The sequence below is a fragment of the Mesorhizobium tianshanense genome (assembly GCF_007830515.1).
Lineage (GTDB): Bacteria > Pseudomonadota > Alphaproteobacteria > Rhizobiales > Rhizobiaceae > Mesorhizobium > Mesorhizobium tianshanense.
Genome location: NZ_VLKT01000002.1, coordinates 26,906 through 42,990 on the forward strand (window position 1 = coordinate 26,906; position 16,085 = coordinate 42,990).

Annotated in this window: 13 protein-coding genes and 1 riboswitch; of the genes, 2 read left to right on the plus strand and 11 right to left on the minus strand. The window is 61.9% G+C overall.

What is annotated here, in order from left to right; genetic code table 11:
* The first annotated feature begins 248 nt into the window (after positions 1 to 248).
* Positions 249 to 986, plus strand: a complete 738-nt coding sequence (locus tag IQ26_RS01620) for an outer membrane protein (RefSeq protein WP_145711757.1) — start codon at positions 249 to 251, stop codon at positions 984 to 986.
* A 498-nt stretch (positions 987 to 1,484) separates the two neighbouring features.
* Here IQ26_RS01620 and parE read toward each other — a convergent pair whose 3' ends face one another.
* The 8 genes from parE to IQ26_RS01660 form a co-directional block, all read right to left on the minus strand.
* The gene (gene parE, locus IQ26_RS01625) at positions 1,485 to 3,536 is read right to left on the minus strand and encodes a DNA topoisomerase IV subunit B (protein WP_145711761.1); all 2,052 of its coding nucleotides are present in this window, start codon (positions 3,534 to 3,536) and stop codon (positions 1,485 to 1,487) included.
* A gap of 233 nt (positions 3,537 to 3,769) precedes the next feature.
* A complete protein-coding gene (gene gcvP, locus IQ26_RS01630) occupies positions 3,770 to 6,580 on the minus strand; it encodes an aminomethyl-transferring glycine dehydrogenase (protein ID WP_145711772.1) in 2,811 nt (936 codons plus the stop codon).
* 16 nt (positions 6,581 to 6,596) lie between these two features.
* Complete coding sequence (gene gcvH, locus IQ26_RS01635) at positions 6,597 to 6,965, minus strand: glycine cleavage system protein GcvH (RefSeq protein ID WP_145711787.1); 369 nt, start codon at positions 6,963 to 6,965, stop codon at positions 6,597 to 6,599.
* A gap of 6 nt (positions 6,966 to 6,971) precedes the next feature.
* A complete protein-coding gene (gene gcvT, locus IQ26_RS01640; protein WP_145711804.1) occupies positions 6,972 to 8,072 on the minus strand; it encodes a glycine cleavage system aminomethyltransferase GcvT in 1,101 nt (366 codons plus the stop codon).
* 148 nt (positions 8,073 to 8,220) lie between these two features.
* Positions 8,221 to 8,307, minus strand: a riboswitch (glycine riboswitch).
* A 218-nt stretch (positions 8,308 to 8,525) separates the two neighbouring features.
* Entirely contained in the window at positions 8,526 to 9,314 is a 789-nt protein-coding gene (locus IQ26_RS01645; RefSeq protein WP_145711820.1) for a molybdopterin-binding protein, read from the minus strand.
* A 1-nt stretch (position 9,315) separates the two neighbouring features.
* A complete protein-coding gene (locus IQ26_RS01650) occupies positions 9,316 to 10,197 on the minus strand; it encodes a cytochrome b/b6 domain-containing protein (RefSeq protein WP_145711833.1) in 882 nt (293 codons plus the stop codon).
* A 115-nt stretch (positions 10,198 to 10,312) separates the two neighbouring features.
* A complete protein-coding gene (locus IQ26_RS01655; protein ID WP_145711848.1) occupies positions 10,313 to 10,996 on the minus strand; it encodes a DUF1345 domain-containing protein in 684 nt (227 codons plus the stop codon).
* A 245-nt stretch (positions 10,997 to 11,241) separates the two neighbouring features.
* Positions 11,242 to 12,681, minus strand: a complete 1,440-nt coding sequence (locus IQ26_RS01660) for a caspase family protein (protein WP_145711860.1) — start codon at positions 12,679 to 12,681, stop codon at positions 11,242 to 11,244.
* A 423-nt stretch (positions 12,682 to 13,104) separates the two neighbouring features.
* Here IQ26_RS01660 and IQ26_RS01665 point away from each other — a divergent pair, with 423 nt between their 5' ends.
* Complete coding sequence (locus IQ26_RS01665; RefSeq protein WP_145711874.1) at positions 13,105 to 14,181, plus strand: autotransporter outer membrane beta-barrel domain-containing protein; 1,077 nt, start codon at positions 13,105 to 13,107, stop codon at positions 14,179 to 14,181.
* Here IQ26_RS01665 and IQ26_RS01670 read toward each other — a convergent pair.
* The 3 genes from IQ26_RS01670 to IQ26_RS01680 form a co-directional block, all read right to left on the minus strand.
* Complete coding sequence (locus IQ26_RS01670; RefSeq protein ID WP_145711877.1) at positions 14,178 to 14,666, minus strand: YaiI/YqxD family protein; 489 nt, start codon at positions 14,664 to 14,666, stop codon at positions 14,178 to 14,180. The two genes, IQ26_RS01665 and IQ26_RS01670, sit on opposite strands and share 4 nt — an antisense overlap.
* A complete protein-coding gene (locus tag IQ26_RS01675) occupies positions 14,663 to 14,845 on the minus strand; it encodes a hypothetical protein (RefSeq protein WP_145711891.1) in 183 nt (60 codons plus the stop codon). The genes IQ26_RS01670 and IQ26_RS01675 overlap by 4 nt, the downstream gene beginning before the upstream one ends.
* An 89-nt stretch (positions 14,846 to 14,934) precedes the next feature.
* On the minus strand, positions 14,935 to 16,062 hold the full coding sequence (locus tag IQ26_RS01680; RefSeq protein WP_145711907.1) for an S-(hydroxymethyl)glutathione dehydrogenase/class III alcohol dehydrogenase: 1,128 nt from the start codon (positions 16,060 to 16,062) through the stop codon (positions 14,935 to 14,937).
* Positions 16,063 to 16,085: the final 23 nt, after the last annotated feature.

Genomic DNA, 16,085 nt, shown 5'->3' on the forward strand with positions numbered 1-16,085 from the left:
AACCGTCTAGTTTGCCGACAAGCAAAAGCTCGGGCATTTTACAACACCCGAGCAAGAAATCAGGACCGGGCCGATAATCAGAATCGGTAGTTAACGCCGAACTTCACGGTTGAGAACTTTGCCGTGACGCTGAAGTCGGAGTCGTTGCTGTCGTAGCGCCATTAGCATCGCAGTCACAAACGACCGCCGAGAGCCAAGTCGTTCCGTCCAGGGGTGTTGCATAATCGCAACGAAATTGCAACCTTGTGATGAAAGCGCGAAAACAACTGTATTTCTTCATGACTTTTGCGCATAGTCATCATCAAGTAGGCTTGGAGGACATTTTCATGAAAACTTTCCTGGTAACTGCATCAATCTTGGCCGCGTCCGTGAGTTTGGCTTCTGCCGCTGATGTTATGGCGGTGGCTGAACCGCCAGCCGGATTTGTGTGGTCTGGCGGATATGTGGGCCTTCAGGCAGGCTATGGTTGGGGCGACTCCGACAATGATTTTCCATCGTCGCCCATCGCAGAAATCGACGGTGATATTGATGGCGGTCTTGTCGGTATCTATGGAGGTTGGAATTGGCAATTCAATCAAGTCGTAGCTGGCATAGAAGCGGATGTGAACTATAGCGGCATTGAGGGCACATCGACTAACGTTTTTGACGAAAGCGCGACCACTGAACTCAGGTGGAACGGTGCGGTTCGCGGCCGTCTCGGATACGCGTTCGACCAGTTTTTGATCTACGGTGCCGGCGGCGTGGCGTTCGGGGATATCGATGTCGACCTGTTTGACGCCGGAGGAACGTTTGCAGCCGCCAGTGAGACTAAAGCCGGCTGGACGGTTGGCGTCGGCACCGATATTGCGTTCAGTGCCAATCTCATTGGACGTGCAGAGTACAGGTATACGGACTATGGCGAGGTCGAATACACTGCGCCGGGCGGTGATGGCTCAATAGATGTCGACACTCACACCGTTGCTATAGGGCTTGCGTACAAGTTCTAGTATTGGATTCCCAATCCCTAACAGCCCCGCTCCGGCGGGGTTTTTGTTTGCTTTCTACAGAAACCGCTCCCTTTGGGACGGTGTTCGAAATAGAACCAATGGGAAGGCTGTCTGGGGCGTGGCGAACCCATCCTGCATTCTTGCCACAGCCGGAATGCTCGCACTTGTGGTGCTGAATGCCGGGGCGCGTGACGGGCACCAATTGCACCGGGAAGGCGGATCAGCTCGTCGCTCACAACTGCAATCGGGCAACCACCGCCATGTCTTCGCGTTAGACTAAGCGGCACCGGCTTGCCGCAAACGCGTCTCCAGTGCTTGTCAAATTGATGGGTTACTCCGTCGCGAAAAAATCCGGAAAATCCTCGATTGCCGCGGCGATGATGTGCAACGCGGCCACGACCTGCAACATGTCGCTCGCTTCGCTGATACCAGCCGCATACTGTATTGCAATAGGGATGGTCGCCGTTTGCGGCTCGCCGGCTCGTCGAGCAGAGACGTTCAGATATCCAGCACTTCCGTCTCGGCAAATTCCGCGCGTTCCTGGATGAAGCGGAAGCGGGCTTCCGGCTTGGTGCCCATCAGCGCGTCGACCGCATCCTTGGTCGCGGCCTCGGCGTCGATCACGTCGACCCTGAGCAGTGTGCGCTTCCTCTGATCCATGGTCGTTTCCTTGAGCTGGGCGGCCATCATTTCGCCCAGCCCCTTGAAGCGGCCAATCTCGACCTTGCCGCGCCCGGTGAATTCGGTGCGCAGAAGTTCGTCCTTGTGCGCATCGTCGCGGGCATAGGCGACCTTGCCGCCTTGCCGGATCGAGTAGAGCGGCGGCACCGCCAGATAGAGATGGCCGCCGCGGATCAGGCTCGGCATTTCCTGATAGAAGAAGGTGATTAGCAGCGAAGCGATGTGGGCGCCGTCGACATCGGCATCGGTCATGATGATGACCCGGTCGTAGCGCAGGTCCTCGTCGCGGTACTTTGACCGCGTGCCGCAGCCGAGCGCCTGGATCAGGTCCGAGATCTGCTGGTTGGCGGCAAGCTTGTCGTTGCCGGCGCTGGCGACGTTGAGGATTTTTCCACGCAGCGGCAGCACCGCCTGGCTGGCGCGATCGCGCGCCTGTTTCGCGGAGCCGCCGGCCGAATCGCCCTCGACGATGAAGAGCTCGGCGCCGGCCGCGGCATTCTGCGTGCAGTCGGCGAGCTTGCCGGGCAGCCGCAGCTTGCGCACCGCGCTCTTGCGCGACACTTCCTTTTCCTGACGCCGCCGCACCCGCTCGTCGGCGCGCGCGATCACCCATTCGAGCAGCTTCGAGGCTTCCTGCGGATTGTCGGCCAGCCAGTGATCGAAGGGATCGCGGATGGCGGCTTCGACAATCCTGACCGCCTCGATCGTCGCCAGCCTGTCCTTGGTCTGGCCGACGAATTCCGGCTCGCGGATGAACACCGACAGCATGCCCGCCGCCGAGATCATGACATCCTCAGACGTGACGATCGAAGCGCGCTTGTTGCCGACCAGGTCGGCGTAGGCGCGCAGGCCGCGCGTCAAGACGTTGCGGAAGCCGGCCTCGTGCGTGCCGCCTTCGCCGGTCGGAATGGTGTTGCAGTAGGAATTGAGAAATCCGTCGCCGCCGAACCAGGTCACCGCCCATTCGAGCGAACCGTGGCCACCTTGCCTGTCGCTCTTGCCGGCGAAGATTTCGCGGGTGACCTGGAATTCGTCGCCGAGCGAAGCCTTCAGATAGTCCTTGAGGCCGCCCGGGAAATGGAACTCGGCCTTGGCCGGCGTCGTGTCCTTCTCCTTGATCAGCGACGGATCGCAGGTCCAGCGGATCTCGACGCCGCCGAACAGATAGGCCTTCGATCGCGTCATGCGATAGAGTCGCGCCGGCTCGAAAGCCGCACCCTTGCCGAAGATCTGCTCGTCGGGATGGAAGCGGATCCTGGTGCCGCGCCGGTTATGCACCTCGCCGAGCGGCTCCAGGCCAGTCATCGGAACGCCGCGCGAGAATTTTTGCCGGTAAAGTTGCCGTCCCCGCGCGACTTCGACCTCGAGATGGTCCGACAGCGCGTTGACCACGGAGACGCCGACGCCGTGCAGGCCGCCCGAGGTCTCGTAGACCTTCGAGTCGAACTTGCCGCCGGAATGCAGCGTCGTCATGATGACTTCGAGCGCCGGCTTCTTGAACTTCGGATGCGGATCGACCGGAATGCCGCGGCCATTGTCGGTGACGGCCAGATATCCGTCGGCGGAAAGCTCGACATCGATGAAAGTCGCGTGACCGGCGACCGCCTCGTCCATCGAATTGTCGATGACCTCGGCGAACAAATGGTGCATCGCCTTGTCGTCGGTGCCGCCGATATACATGCCGGGCCGGCGCCGCACCGGCTCCAGCCCTTCCAGAACCTCGATGTCGGCGGCACTGTAGCTCTCGCTGCCGTCGCGGGATGCCGGGCGCTTCGCCGCCTGCACCAGCGGGTCGGCCGGGCGCGCGGTGGCGCGGACCGGTTGCGGCTGCTTGTCCATACTGCCGAAAAGATCGTTGTTATCGTCCATGCCGGTCCTGCATTCCGATGCTGCGAATCACCACCCGATACTGCCACGCTTTTTGCGGGCAGGCGACGGAGGTTCCTGTTACGTTCGAGGATAGAGCCTCTTACCGCAAAACCATTCGACAACCAAGCGGCGGAAATGGGTCGAAAAGCTGGCCTTCGCGAGAGTCGCAATTAGCCACCCTCATTGCGCGTGCGCGACAATGAGGGTGCAGTCTGCGGCGCGGTCGGCTGTTTTTATTCCGCGGCGCCCAGATATTCCGACAGCGGCGGGCAGGAGCAGACGAGATTGCGGTCGCCGGCGACATTGTCGATGCGCGACACAGGCGGCCAGTATTTGGCTGCGGTGTCGGCATCGCCTGCGGGATAGGCCGCCTCCAGGCGGGAATAGGGATGGGTCCACTGACCGGCCAGCGCCTCGGCGGCGGTATGCGGCGCATTGACCAGCGGATTGTCTGCCAGCGGCCATTCGCCTTTCGCCACCTTGGCTGCCTCGCCCGATATCGCGATCATCGCATCGCAGAAGCGATCGAGCTCGCTCTTGGGCTCGGACTCGGTCGGCTCGACCATCAGCGTGCCGGCCACCGGAAACGACATGGTCGGCGCATGGAAACCATAGTCGATCAGCCGCTTGGCGACGTCGTCGACGCTAATGCCGGCACTGTCCTTGAGCACGCGGGTGTCGAGGATGCATTCATGCGCGACGCGTCCGTGCCTGCCCTTGTAGAGCACCGGGAAATGCGCTTCGAGCCGCGTCGCCACGTAGTTGGCGGAAATGATCGCCGTCTCGGTCGCCTGCTTCAGGCCCGAAGCGCCCATCATGCGGATATACATCCAGGTGATCGGCAGGATCGAAGCGCTGCCGAACGGTGCCGCCGACACGGCATGGCCCGAGCCTTCGTTGACGTGGCCGGGCAGATAGGGCTTCAGATGCGCCTTGACGCCGATCGGGCCGACGCCGGGACCGCCGCCGCCATGCGGGATGCAGAACGTCTTGTGCAGGTTCATGTGGCAGACATCGGCGCCGATGTCGCCCGGGCGGGCGAGACCGACCAGCGCGTTGAGGTTGGCGCCATCGAAATAGACCTGGCCGCCATGCTCATGGATGAGGGCGCAGAGGTCGCGCGCGCCTTCCTCGAACACGCCGTGCGTCGAGGGATAGGTGAACATCAATGCCGCGAGGTCTTGCGCGTGCTCGGCCGCCTTGGCCTTCAGATCGTCGATGTCGATGTTGCCGTCTTCGGTGCAGCGCACGACGACGACGCTCATGCCGGCCATCGCCGCGCTCGCCGGATTGGTGCCATGCGCGGAAGACGGGATCAGGCAGACGGTGCGGTGGCCTTCGCCGCGCGAGCGGTGGTAGCCGCGAATGGCGAGCAGGCCGGCATATTCGCCCTGGCTGCCGGCATTGGGCTGCAGGGTCACCGCGTCGAAGCCGGTGATCTCCGCCAGCCAGCCTTCCAGTTCGTCGGTCATCGCGCGATAACCGGCCGAATGGCTGGCCGGCGCGAAGGGATGCAGGTTGGCGACATCAGGCCAGCTTACCGGCATCATCTCGGCGGCGGCGTTGAGCTTCATGGTGCAGGAGCCGAGTGGGATCATGGCACGGTCGAGCGCTAGGTCCTTGTCAGCCAGCCGGCGCAGGAAGCGCATCATGTCGGTTTCCGAGCGGTTTTCGTGGAAGACGGGCTGCGTGAGAAATGCCTTGCCGCGCGGCTGTCCGGGCATGGTGCCTCCGGCAGCGGCGCCCGCCTTGGCGCCGAACAGCGCGGCGATTGCGTCCAGATCGGCATCGGTCGAGGTTTCGTCGAAGCTGATGCCGATGTGGTCGGCGTCGATCAGGCGCGCCAGCCGGCCGGTCTTTTCGGCGGCGGCGGCGATCGCGTCGGCCTTGCCTTTTGCTTCCACCGTCACCGTGTCGAAGCGGCTTGCGCCAAGCACCGAAACACCTGATGCCGCGAGGCCGGCAGCCAGGCGGTTGGCCAGCGTGTGGATGCGCTCCGCAATCGCCTGCAGCCCGGCAGGGCCATGCCAGATCGCATAGGCCGTCGCCATGTTGGCGAGCAGCGCCTGCGCGGTGCAGATGTTGGAGGTCGCCTTGTCGCGGCGGATATGCTGTTCGCGCGTCTGCAGCGCGAGACGATAGCCGGGGCGGCCCTTGCTGTCGGTGGACTGACCAACGAGGCGGCCAGGCATCAGCCGCGTCAGCCTGTCGGAAACGGCGCAATAGGCGGCGTGCGGCCCACCAAAACCCATTGGCACGCCGAAGCGCTGCATCGAACCGACGGCGATATCGGCGCCAAGCCTTGCCGGCGCGTCGGTCAGCGTCAGGCCGAGCGGATCGGCAATGAAGACGACCAGCGCACCGGTGGCGCGGGCTTTCTCGATTGCCGGCCTGTGGTCGCCGTAGACACCAAATGTGTCGGGCCAGGAGACGAGCAAGGCGGCGGTGTTGTCGTCGATCGTCTCGCCGTCGACCTCGGTGCCGAGCGGCTCGGCGCGGGTGCGCACGACGTCGAGCGTCTGCGGATGCGGCGTGCCGGCCAGCGCCACCTTGGTCCGCTTGTCGCGATGGTGCCGCAACGCAATGCCGACCGCCTCAGCCACCGCCGTCGCTTCGTCGAGCAGCGAGGCCGACGCCACCGGCAGGCCGGTCAGCTCAGTAACCAGGGTCTGGAAATTGAACAGCATTTCGAGCCGGCCCTGGCTGATCTCGGCCTGGTAGGGGGTGTAGGCCGTATACCAGGCCGGATTCTCGAACAGATTGCGCTGGATGACCGAAGGCACGTGGACGCCGTGGTAGCCGGCGCCGATAAAGCTCTTCAGCACCGTATTTTTCGCCATTGTGGTTGAAAGCTCGGCCAGCGCCTCCGCTTCGCTTGCCGGGATCGGCAAAGCCAGCGGCCGGTCGAGCCGGATCGATTTCGGCACCGCCTGGCTGATCAGCGTCTCGACCGAGGGAACACCGATCGTTGCCAGCATGGCCCGGGTTTCGTCGAGGCCGGGGCCGATATGGCGGGCCGAGAAGGAGTAGGGTGCTGCGGTCATCTTCCTGGTCCTGCTATCAACCGATATGGGCATTGTAGGCGGCCTCATCCAGAAGGCCTTCGAGCTGGCTTTCATCGGCCAGCTTCATCTTCCACAGCCAGCCGTCGCCGGTCGCCGCCGAATTGACCAAAGACGGGTCCGACGAGAGCGAGGTGTTGGCCTCGGTGATCTCGCCGTCGACCGGCGCATAGACGTCCGATGCGGCCTTGACGGATTCGACCACGACGGCCGTATCGCCCTTGGCCAGCTTTCTCCCAAGCTCCGGCAATTCGACGAAAACGAGATCGCCGAGCTGCTCTTGCGCATAATTTGTGATGCCGACGGTGGCGATGCCGCCTTCGACGCGGAGCCATTCGTGGTCTTCGGTGAAATAGGTTTTTGCCATCGGGACTTATCCTTTGCGGTAGCGATGAGGCGTGAAGGGCAGGGGATTGATATCGATCGGGATTTTCGTCCCGCGCACATCGGCGAAGAGTTTTGTGCCAGGCGTGGCCAGCGACGTCTGGACATAGCCGATGGCGACCGGATGGGCGGCCGAGGGGCCGAAGCCGCCGGAGGTGACGTGGCCGGCGGGATTGCCGTCGGCGTCGAAAAGGGCAGCACCGGCGCGCACCGGCTGGCGGCCCTCCGGCTTCAGGCCGACGCGTTTCTGCGCCGGGCCGCGCTCCAGGATTGCACGCAACGCATCGGCGCCGATGAAAGCGCCAGAGGCGCGAACCTCCTTCGGGACAGCCCACATCAGCCCGGCGCTGGCCGGGTCGATCTCCGGCGTGATGTCCAGTCCGTGCAGGCACAGCCCTGCTTCGAGCCGCAGGCTGTCGCGAGCGGCCAGCCCCACCCACATCACGCGCTCGTCCTCGAGCAGTCTGGCGACGAGATCTCGCGCGTCCACTTCCGGCAGGCCGATCTCGAAACCGTCTTCACCCGTATAGCCCGACCGGCTCATGAACCAGTTCTCGCGGGGCTCAAAGCCGTGCATGAACAGTAGCGATCCGGTTTCGATGCCGGCGCGGGACAAAGCGGCCCAGGCTTCGGGTCCCTGGATCGCCAGGAAGACGCGGTCGAGTGCGTCGACCTTTGCGTCGAAATCCCCAGCCAGCGCGCGCAGGTGCTTTTCGTCGGCTTCGGCATTGCCGGCATTGGCGACGACCATGAAGCGCTCGCGGCCGAGCCTGGTGACGATCAGATCGTCGATGATGCCGGCGGCTTCATTGAGAAAGAACGTGTATTTGGACTGGGAAATCTCGAGCGCGCCGGCGTCGAACGGGCAGGCGCGATTGAGCAGCGCTTCAGCGTCCGGCCCGCTGATCTCGAACAGCTTCATGTGCGAGATGTCGAACAGGCCGGCATGTTCGCGGGTATGAAGGTGTTCCTTCATCACACCGGCCGGATAGGTCAGCGGCATCGACCAGCCGGCGAACGCGCCAAAGCGCGCACCGGCGGCCACGTGCAGATCTTCGAGGGGAAGGTGTTTGGTGTCGTCGCCCGTCATGTCATCTCCAGAGTCGCACGCAATCGGCCGCGAATGGCGACCAGTCCGTGCCCCTCTGTCTGAAGCCTGAGAGACTTGCGCCCCGGAACTCTGTCGGCAGCGCTTACACCTTCGGCGCGGGGGCAAGCCCCGACTTTCCAGAGTGTCTTTCCCGTCTACGGTTCTTTTGCCTGAGAGATTTCGGGCGATTTCCCCTTCGGCGGCAGCTCTCGCTGCTCTCTCCCGCAAACAGGTAGGGCTCGCAAAAGCCCTCGACTCGCCATCCATAGCCTGTGGGCGACACGTTGTCACCTGCCTGCGACGCGTTACCGACAAGTCTTCGCCGACGATCTCGCCGTTTTCGGGTTCCTCAAGACACTGCTGACATACGGGACTGATATTCCAGATTTGAACCCGGCCCTGTGCAGCGATGGCGAAGATTACAGCGACGACAGCGACAGTTGAGCGTTTCGATCAGATGCCGCCGTACCAGTCGTAGCCATTGTCCTCCCAATATCCGCCCTTGCCGCCGCCGATGGTGGCGAAACCGTCGACCAGTTCGATCCTGTGGAGATATTTCGGCATCTTGTAGCCGATCTGGCGCTCGACGCGGACACGCAACGGCGCGCCGTTCTCGACGGGCAGCGGCTTGCCGTTCACGCCATAGGCAAGGATCGTTTGCGGGTGACGGGCATCGATCAGGTCGATAGAGCCGTAATATTTGATGTCGCCGGCCAGGCTGCGGTCGATCGTGTCGAGGCAATGGAATATCACGTAGCGCGCCTGCGGCTTGACCACCGCCTGATCAAGCACCAGCGACAGCGGCGTCCCGGTCCATTTGGCGATGCAGCTCCAGCCTTCGACGCAGTCGTGGCGGGTGATCTGGGTGCGGCTTGGCATGTTCATCAGCTGCTCGCGGGTCAGCGACAGCGGCTTTTCGACAAGGCCGGAAACCTCGAGCCGCCAGTCAGCGAAATTGTTGGCGAGCAGGCCCTTGTAGACATCGTCGTCCGGCGCGGTGACGCCGTTCGGCCGCTGCGGCTGGCGGATGTCGGCCTCGGTGAATTCCGGCGCCAGCGAATCGCCGGCGAGCAGGCGTTGCGCTCGCCAGGTCAGGCCGTTGGCGCCTTCGAGGAAACTGCGCAGGCCGTCGCCGACGCCAAGCTGGCTGTCGAAGGCATCGCAACCCGACAGCATGATGCCGGAGACGCCGAGGCTGGCCGAGGTCAGGAATTTTCTGCGGCTGATCATAAACCTCGCCATCTCACGCACTCCCCTCGGGCGTCTTGCCGCCGTGCGCCGGCGGATCGGTCCGGTACCAGCCGGTGATGATGGAGCGCAGCTCGTTGATCGGGCCGGCGGCGAAGATCATCAGCATATGGATTATGAAGAAGACGATAAGCAGCAGCATCACGATGAAATGGATCGTCCGCGCAGTCTGCCGGCCACCGAGCAGGTCGTTGAGGAACGGCAGCGCCGCATTCATGCTCGGCGACATGGCAAGGCCGGTGATGATCATCAGCGGCAGCAGCACGAACATCACGCCGCCATAGGCCATCTTCTGCAACGTGTTGTACTCGCGCGTGTGATGGAACTTGAGCCTGGCGTGATCGACGATATCTCGCGGCAAGTGCCTGAGATCATCGATGCGCGGGGTAAGATCGCGTCGTAGATGACCGTTGACTAGGCTGGCGACCAGCCAGACGACCAGTGTCGTGGTCAGTATCCAGGCGAAGAAGAAATGGACGACGCGGGCGGTGCCGAGGTCGTAATAGGAGGGGATCGTCGCCCAGGACGGGAAGGCGCGGGACCTCTCCTGGCCCGCCGGTCCAGACCAACCCAGCACACCGGTCGTGTCGAAGCGCTTGCCGAAGATCTCGGTATAGCCGCGCGGACCGTTTGCGGTGTTCTCGGCGCCGATGGCGAAGACGGTGTTGTTATATGCGAATCCCGACTCCTTGCCGATATAGAGCTGGGGACGGGCGTTGAAGATCTGCAGGCCGGAAAGCAGCATGAAGAACAGCGAGATGGCCCAAAGCCAATGCGTCAGCCGCGTCCAGCGCGACTGCCGGTAGATCAGCGTCGCATCTTTCAGGGGGGCAGCGTCCACCCCGGCGGTGGATTGGCTCCTGGCAACCGATTCCATTTTTTTGCGTCCTTCCGGCCGCTCAGCCGGCCTTTACGATCGTTCTCCTCCCAATACGTTGCCAGCCAAAGCGATGTTTCATCCGATCACGGAATTATTACAGGGCTGCCCGATACTACTGGCTTCCAAGACTGACGGCGAGGTTGACCGCGGCGGCGACGATCACTGTATTGAAAAAGAACGACACGATCGAATGCAAAAACACGATGCGACGCATTTGCGTCGTCGAAACGTCGGTATCTGAGGTCTGCGAGGTCATGCCGACGGTGGTCGAGAAATAGAGGAAATCCCAGCCGTCCGGCCGCTCCTTACCGGCAAATTCGAGACCGCCGACGGGCTTTTTCTGCTTCGACGTGCTGCCGGGGTTGGTCTCTTCGTCGTCCATCCAGTAGACATGCGCGTAGTGCAACGCCGTCATGGCGTGGATGGTGAACCAGCCGAGCGGGATCGACAGCAGCGCGAAGATGAGTTCGACGGGATGCGGGCTGCCCCCTCGATTGATCAACTGGAACAACGAGACGATGGCAACGGCGACAACAATCAGGGTCACGGCAAAGATGACCAGCACCGGTTGGTCGGTGGCGCGGGCATTCTTGCTCAGATAGCGGCCGGTGAGCAGCGGCATCTGGGCGACGACGAGGACGGTATAGGCGGCGAAGAACGCATTGGCGCCGATCGAATAGGCGAGCGGAGCGCACAAGACCAGCGCGATCGCCAGTGCCACTACGCCGACGCAGGCCGACACCGCGAATTGCATGTGGCGATGCAATGGTGTCTTCAGGGGCGTATCGGTCGTCATGGCCCGGCCTCTGATGGCGGTCCGTCTTCTACGGTGCCGAGCGCCCTTTCGGACGCGAAAGGATACTGCAGCTTTTGAAATCTGCGCATGATCCATTCCAAACCGAAGGTGGTGAAGCAAAAATCGATTCCGATTTGCGGCGTGCGTGAAGCGCGTCGCGTCTGAAGGGATTCATGCGGCGCGCTTTAGGTTTTTGTTTTTATGCATGTCGCCCAAAACCGCTGCGCACTTTTGGGCGACATGCATTAGAAAACGCCGCCGATCCCAATGCCGCCGCTGATGTCGGGCGGAGGTGCAGCCGGGCGCGAGGGTTGCTGCTGCGACCTTGCGGCTTTTCGGTTGGCCGCCTTCTTGCGCGCCGGAGCCGCCTCTGATGCCACCTTCGCCGGCTTGATCTTCCGCACGACCACCGGATCCTTGCAAACCCGCCCGGAGCGCAGGAACAGGTCACTCAGAAGTTCAACCGTAGGCTCGGTCGCGGATGCGGTTCTCGCGGTGTTTTTGTAGTAATTGGTGAGCGCGCGCACGGAGCCCTTGCCCCAACTTCCGTCCACTGTCATCCGATAGCAGCCCAAACGTCGCAATTCGGTCTGGATACTGCGCGCGAGATCGGTCGCTTTTTGGGAATCCGTTTCGGTCGCCGAAGTACCGACGATCAGCGTTTCAAGTCCGGAGACGACGCTCTGCCTGGCCCCCTCGAGGCTGGCGACCTGCGTGCCGGCGGGCTTGGCCGCAGCGTCGGGTAAGGGCGAAACCTCGACCGAACGCAATGTCTGGCCAACGATCAGCACGGCTGTCTGCAGATCGTTGGAAGCGAGCTCGACCTTCAACTTCTCCTTGGCGGCAGGATCGGCCAGGATGCGCGACAGACTGGCGCTGAGCTGGGCCGGGTCGAGCACTTGCTGCTCGGTGAAGTAAAACTGCTCGCGAAGGTTCGACTGATCCCACGGAACCTGACGCCCGATGGTGATTGCCTCGGTCTCGTTGCGCACGCGGATCATCATGTCCGAAATGCTGAGCCCGGGAATCTCGGCGTTCTTCAACAATGCCGTGGTGAAGGGGCTGTTGTCTCCCGAGCCGTCGACAGCAACGTTGCCGGGCTGCGTGGCAAAGGCAATGAATGTGTTTTCACCCACTTCGATCTGCGCGAGGCCGTCCATGGCGCTGGGGCCTTTGCCCATCGGGTTGTTACGACAGGCATCAAGAAACACGAAGGTCTGCCTTTCACGGCTGGCAAATCTCGAAATCACATCGTTGAGCTTGACCGCGCCCGCGATCAACTCCTGCAGGTTCTCGGCATTGGGCGTATCGACCGGCAGAAGGTAGTTCTCTCCCCCGAGTTGCACGCCGTGGCCAGCGTAGAAGATGAGGACAGCGCTGGCGTCCGCCAACTTGCCCTCGGCTTGTTTGAAAAGCTCGGTGAACCCGTCGGACGACAGGTTGGTTGCCGTTAGCACATCGAATTTCAGCCTCTTCAGGCTTTCAGAAAATCTAATGGCGTCGTTTGCAGCATTGGCCAGATGCGGGAGGCGGGCGCTCCGGTAGTCGGAGTTGCCGATGACGATCGCGAGCCGCTTGCCTGGCAGTGGCGACTGGCCTTCCCCGACCGCGGCTTGAACGCCGAGGGATCCGAAAAGTGAAACCAGCAGGACCGCAGCAATGCGCAGGAGGAGACGGTAGCTCATGGCAAGGGCTCGTTTTCAGCGCGTGAAATCTCCAAGTCGCCGAAGTGTCCGCCCGACTGACGCCGTTCCGCTCATGCGCCGGAACTCGTTTCTCCGAAGACCACCGCAATTTTTACACCAGAACCCATATCAAAGGAAGCACAAGGGGGCGACCCCGCCTTCGATCTGGCCGAGCTCGGTTTCCCTCGATATGCCGTGGGGTGCCGGCCGGACGGTAACCGCCGCAGCCATTTCGGTCCGCCGGACGCAAGCGGTCCACACGAAATCATTTCCGCGCCAGAGATAATTTGTTATGCTCCTGCCAACGTTGGCGTAGTGTTGCGCCCGCATCTACCGCAGTCAGTGATGTTTTTCATAGTTCAACTGCGCATTGCATGTCCTGATATTTAAGCCTGATGACACAAGTAGCAGGGGAAGGGGACAATGAAAGACAGGAGTTGGCGTTTGCGCCTGTGCGCGAGCTCAATTTCGATTGGCGCTGCATTGGTTTTCCTGCCTTCGAAGGCAAACGCCTGTATCGACGAGAGTGAGGGCACCTTTCTGCGGACGGACTGCTATGCCGGCGTGGCCGTCAATAGCGCGATTGTCGACACGTCCCTGGATGCGCTTCTCAAATTGTCTGACGACATCATCCAGGCGAGTGTCGGCCCCGCAAGCGCGGCTCCGCCGGCCCAGTCTTCACCGTTCGGCGTATTCGCTTCCGGCCAATTGGCCCACACGGCGCATGACGGCTTCACCGTTTCGAACGATTTGGACGTCTTTGACGGACCGAGTTTCGACGTCGACGAATTCTCCGCTGCCGCCAGTGTCGACTTCAATGCGGCAAAGCATTTCGGATTCGACAGCGAGCACGGATTGAACCTGGGGCTGTTCGGCGGTTATGCCTCGGCTGACGTCAATGTCGACGTTTTCGGTGTCGGTGACGCGACCAACAAAAGCGGCATGTTCGGCGGCTATGGCCTTTATCGTAAAGGCACCAGCTATGCTCTTGTGGCCGCCTCGGCGTTCCTGGGCAACACGGACGTCAAGGCAAATGACGGCAGCTACGACACGCAAGGCTACGCGATAACAGGGTCGATCGGCCGCATCTTCAAATTGACCGATCGCGTGCGTTTCGATCTTCGTGGCGGGCTGTTGGGCGTTACCTTTACCGGCGACGCATACACGGACGACTCAGGCACTGAATTTGGAAAGAGCCGTTTATCGTTTGGTGCGATCAAGTTCGACCCTGGGGTTTATGCGGATTACCAGCTCGGAAACGGCATGGTCATCAGCCCCTATGCGCGCGCGGATCTGCAGCAGCGTTTCGGCTATTCGAACACGGCAAGCGTTTCTGGTCTGAAGAGCAATTTCGAGGATGCGGACTTCTCGGTGGCGCTGTCCTCCGGCTTCAATCTGAAGATGTCTTCATCGACAACCGTCAGCACTGAAATTCGCGGCAAATGGTCCGAGGACAGTTCAACCGTCAGCGGCAAGCTGGGCCTCAAGGTCGCATTTTAAGGTGTGATGGATTTCAATGCACGCCGCAAGATGCGGTCGAGTTCGCCCAGAAACCGTGAGCGGTCCTGCGGCGCGAAACTGGCATTGTAGCCCTTACTTTCGCCGGTCTCGCGCAGATGCTGCTTGAGATCGCGCATCGCCACCGCCATGCCGATGGTTTCCGGCGTGAACGGGCGTCCGGTCGGCCCAAGCACATGAGCGCCGAGCGCCACCGTGCGGGCGGCAAGCGGGATGTCTGATGTCACCACGATGTCGTTGGATTTGGCATTGTCGACGATCCAGTCGTCAGCCGCATCCGCGCCCTTGGACACGACGACGTTGCGGATCATCGGATTGCGCGACGGGCGCAGGCCGCCATTGGAGACGAAGGTGACGACGACGCCATGACGCTCGGCGACCTTTTCGACCTCGGCCTTCACCGGACAGGCGTCGGCATCGACGAGAATCTGCGGGCGGCTTCGTTCTTGGCTGATGCTGGTCGTCATGCCGACTCGATGTCGATGACCGTTTCATTTTCCATAAGGTGCACTTTTAGCAAGCGATGCACCTCGATCAGGCTCTTCTGCAAAAACGTATCGCGTACCAGAAAGTTGATCTCATCTGTCGCATGATCGATCTCTCCCAAATCAATCTGAACGCGATTGTTTGCCCTATAGTGCGCCATAAATCCTCGCCAAAATTCTGTATTCGATGGATCGTCGACTTTTCGTGGTCGATGAAGCGAATACGAACGCGAATTTGAACCTCCTTCACTTAGTAAACCACCACGCTCCTGATGCTCTTGCCCTCATGCATCAGGTCAAAACCCTTGTTGATGTCCTCCAGCTTCAGCGTGTGGGTGATCATCGGGTCGATCTCGATCTTGCCGTCCATGTACCAGTCGACGATCTTCGGCACGTCGGTGCGGCCGCGCGCGCCGCCGAAGGCGGTGCCCATCCAGCTGCGGCCGGTGACCAGCTGGAACGGCCGCGTCGAGATCTCCTGGCCGGCGCCGGCGACGCCGATGACCACCGACTTGCCCCAGCCGCGGTGCGACGCTTCCAGCGCCTGCCGCATCACCTTGGTGTTGCCGGTGCAGTCGAACGTATAGTCGGCGCCGCCGATCTGGTCGGCGCCGCGCTTGGTCATGTTGACGAGATAGGGCACGATATCGCCGTCGATCTCCTTCGGGTTGACGAAATGCGTCATGCCGAACCGCTCGCCCCATTCCTTCTTGTCGTTGTTGAGGTCGACGCCGATGATCATGTCGGCGCCGGCAAGGCGCAGCCCCTGGATAACGTTGAGGCCGATGCCGCCGAGACCGAAGACGGCGGCCGTGGCGCCGATCTCGACCTTGGCCGTGTGGATCACCGCACCGATGCCGGTGGTGACGCCGCAGCCGATGTAGCAGATCTTGTCGAAGGGGGCGTCGGAATTGACCTTGGCCAGCGCGATCTCGGGCAGCACGGTGAAGTTGGAGAAGGTCGAGCAGCCCATATAGTGGAAGACCTTGTCCTTGCCGATCGAGAAGCGCGACGAGCCGTCCGGCATCAGCCCTTGCCCCTGCGTGGCGCGGATGGCGGTGCACAGATTGGTCTTTCTGGACAGGCAGGACGGGCACTGCCGGCATTCCGGCGTGTAGAGCGGGATGACGTGGTCGCCCTTCTTGACCGAGGTGACGCCCTTGCCGACGTCAACGACGACACCCGCACCCTCATGGCCGAGAATCGCCGGAAAGATGCCTTCGGGATCGGCGCCCGACAGCGTAAATTCGTCGGTGTGGCAAATGCCGGTCGCCTTGATCTCGACCAGCACCTCGCCCTCGCGCGGACCATCGAGGTCGACCTCCATGATCTCCAGCGGCTTTCCGGCGGCAACAGCGACAGCGGCGCGGGTTTTCATCGGGCATCTCCTCTCAAGTCAAA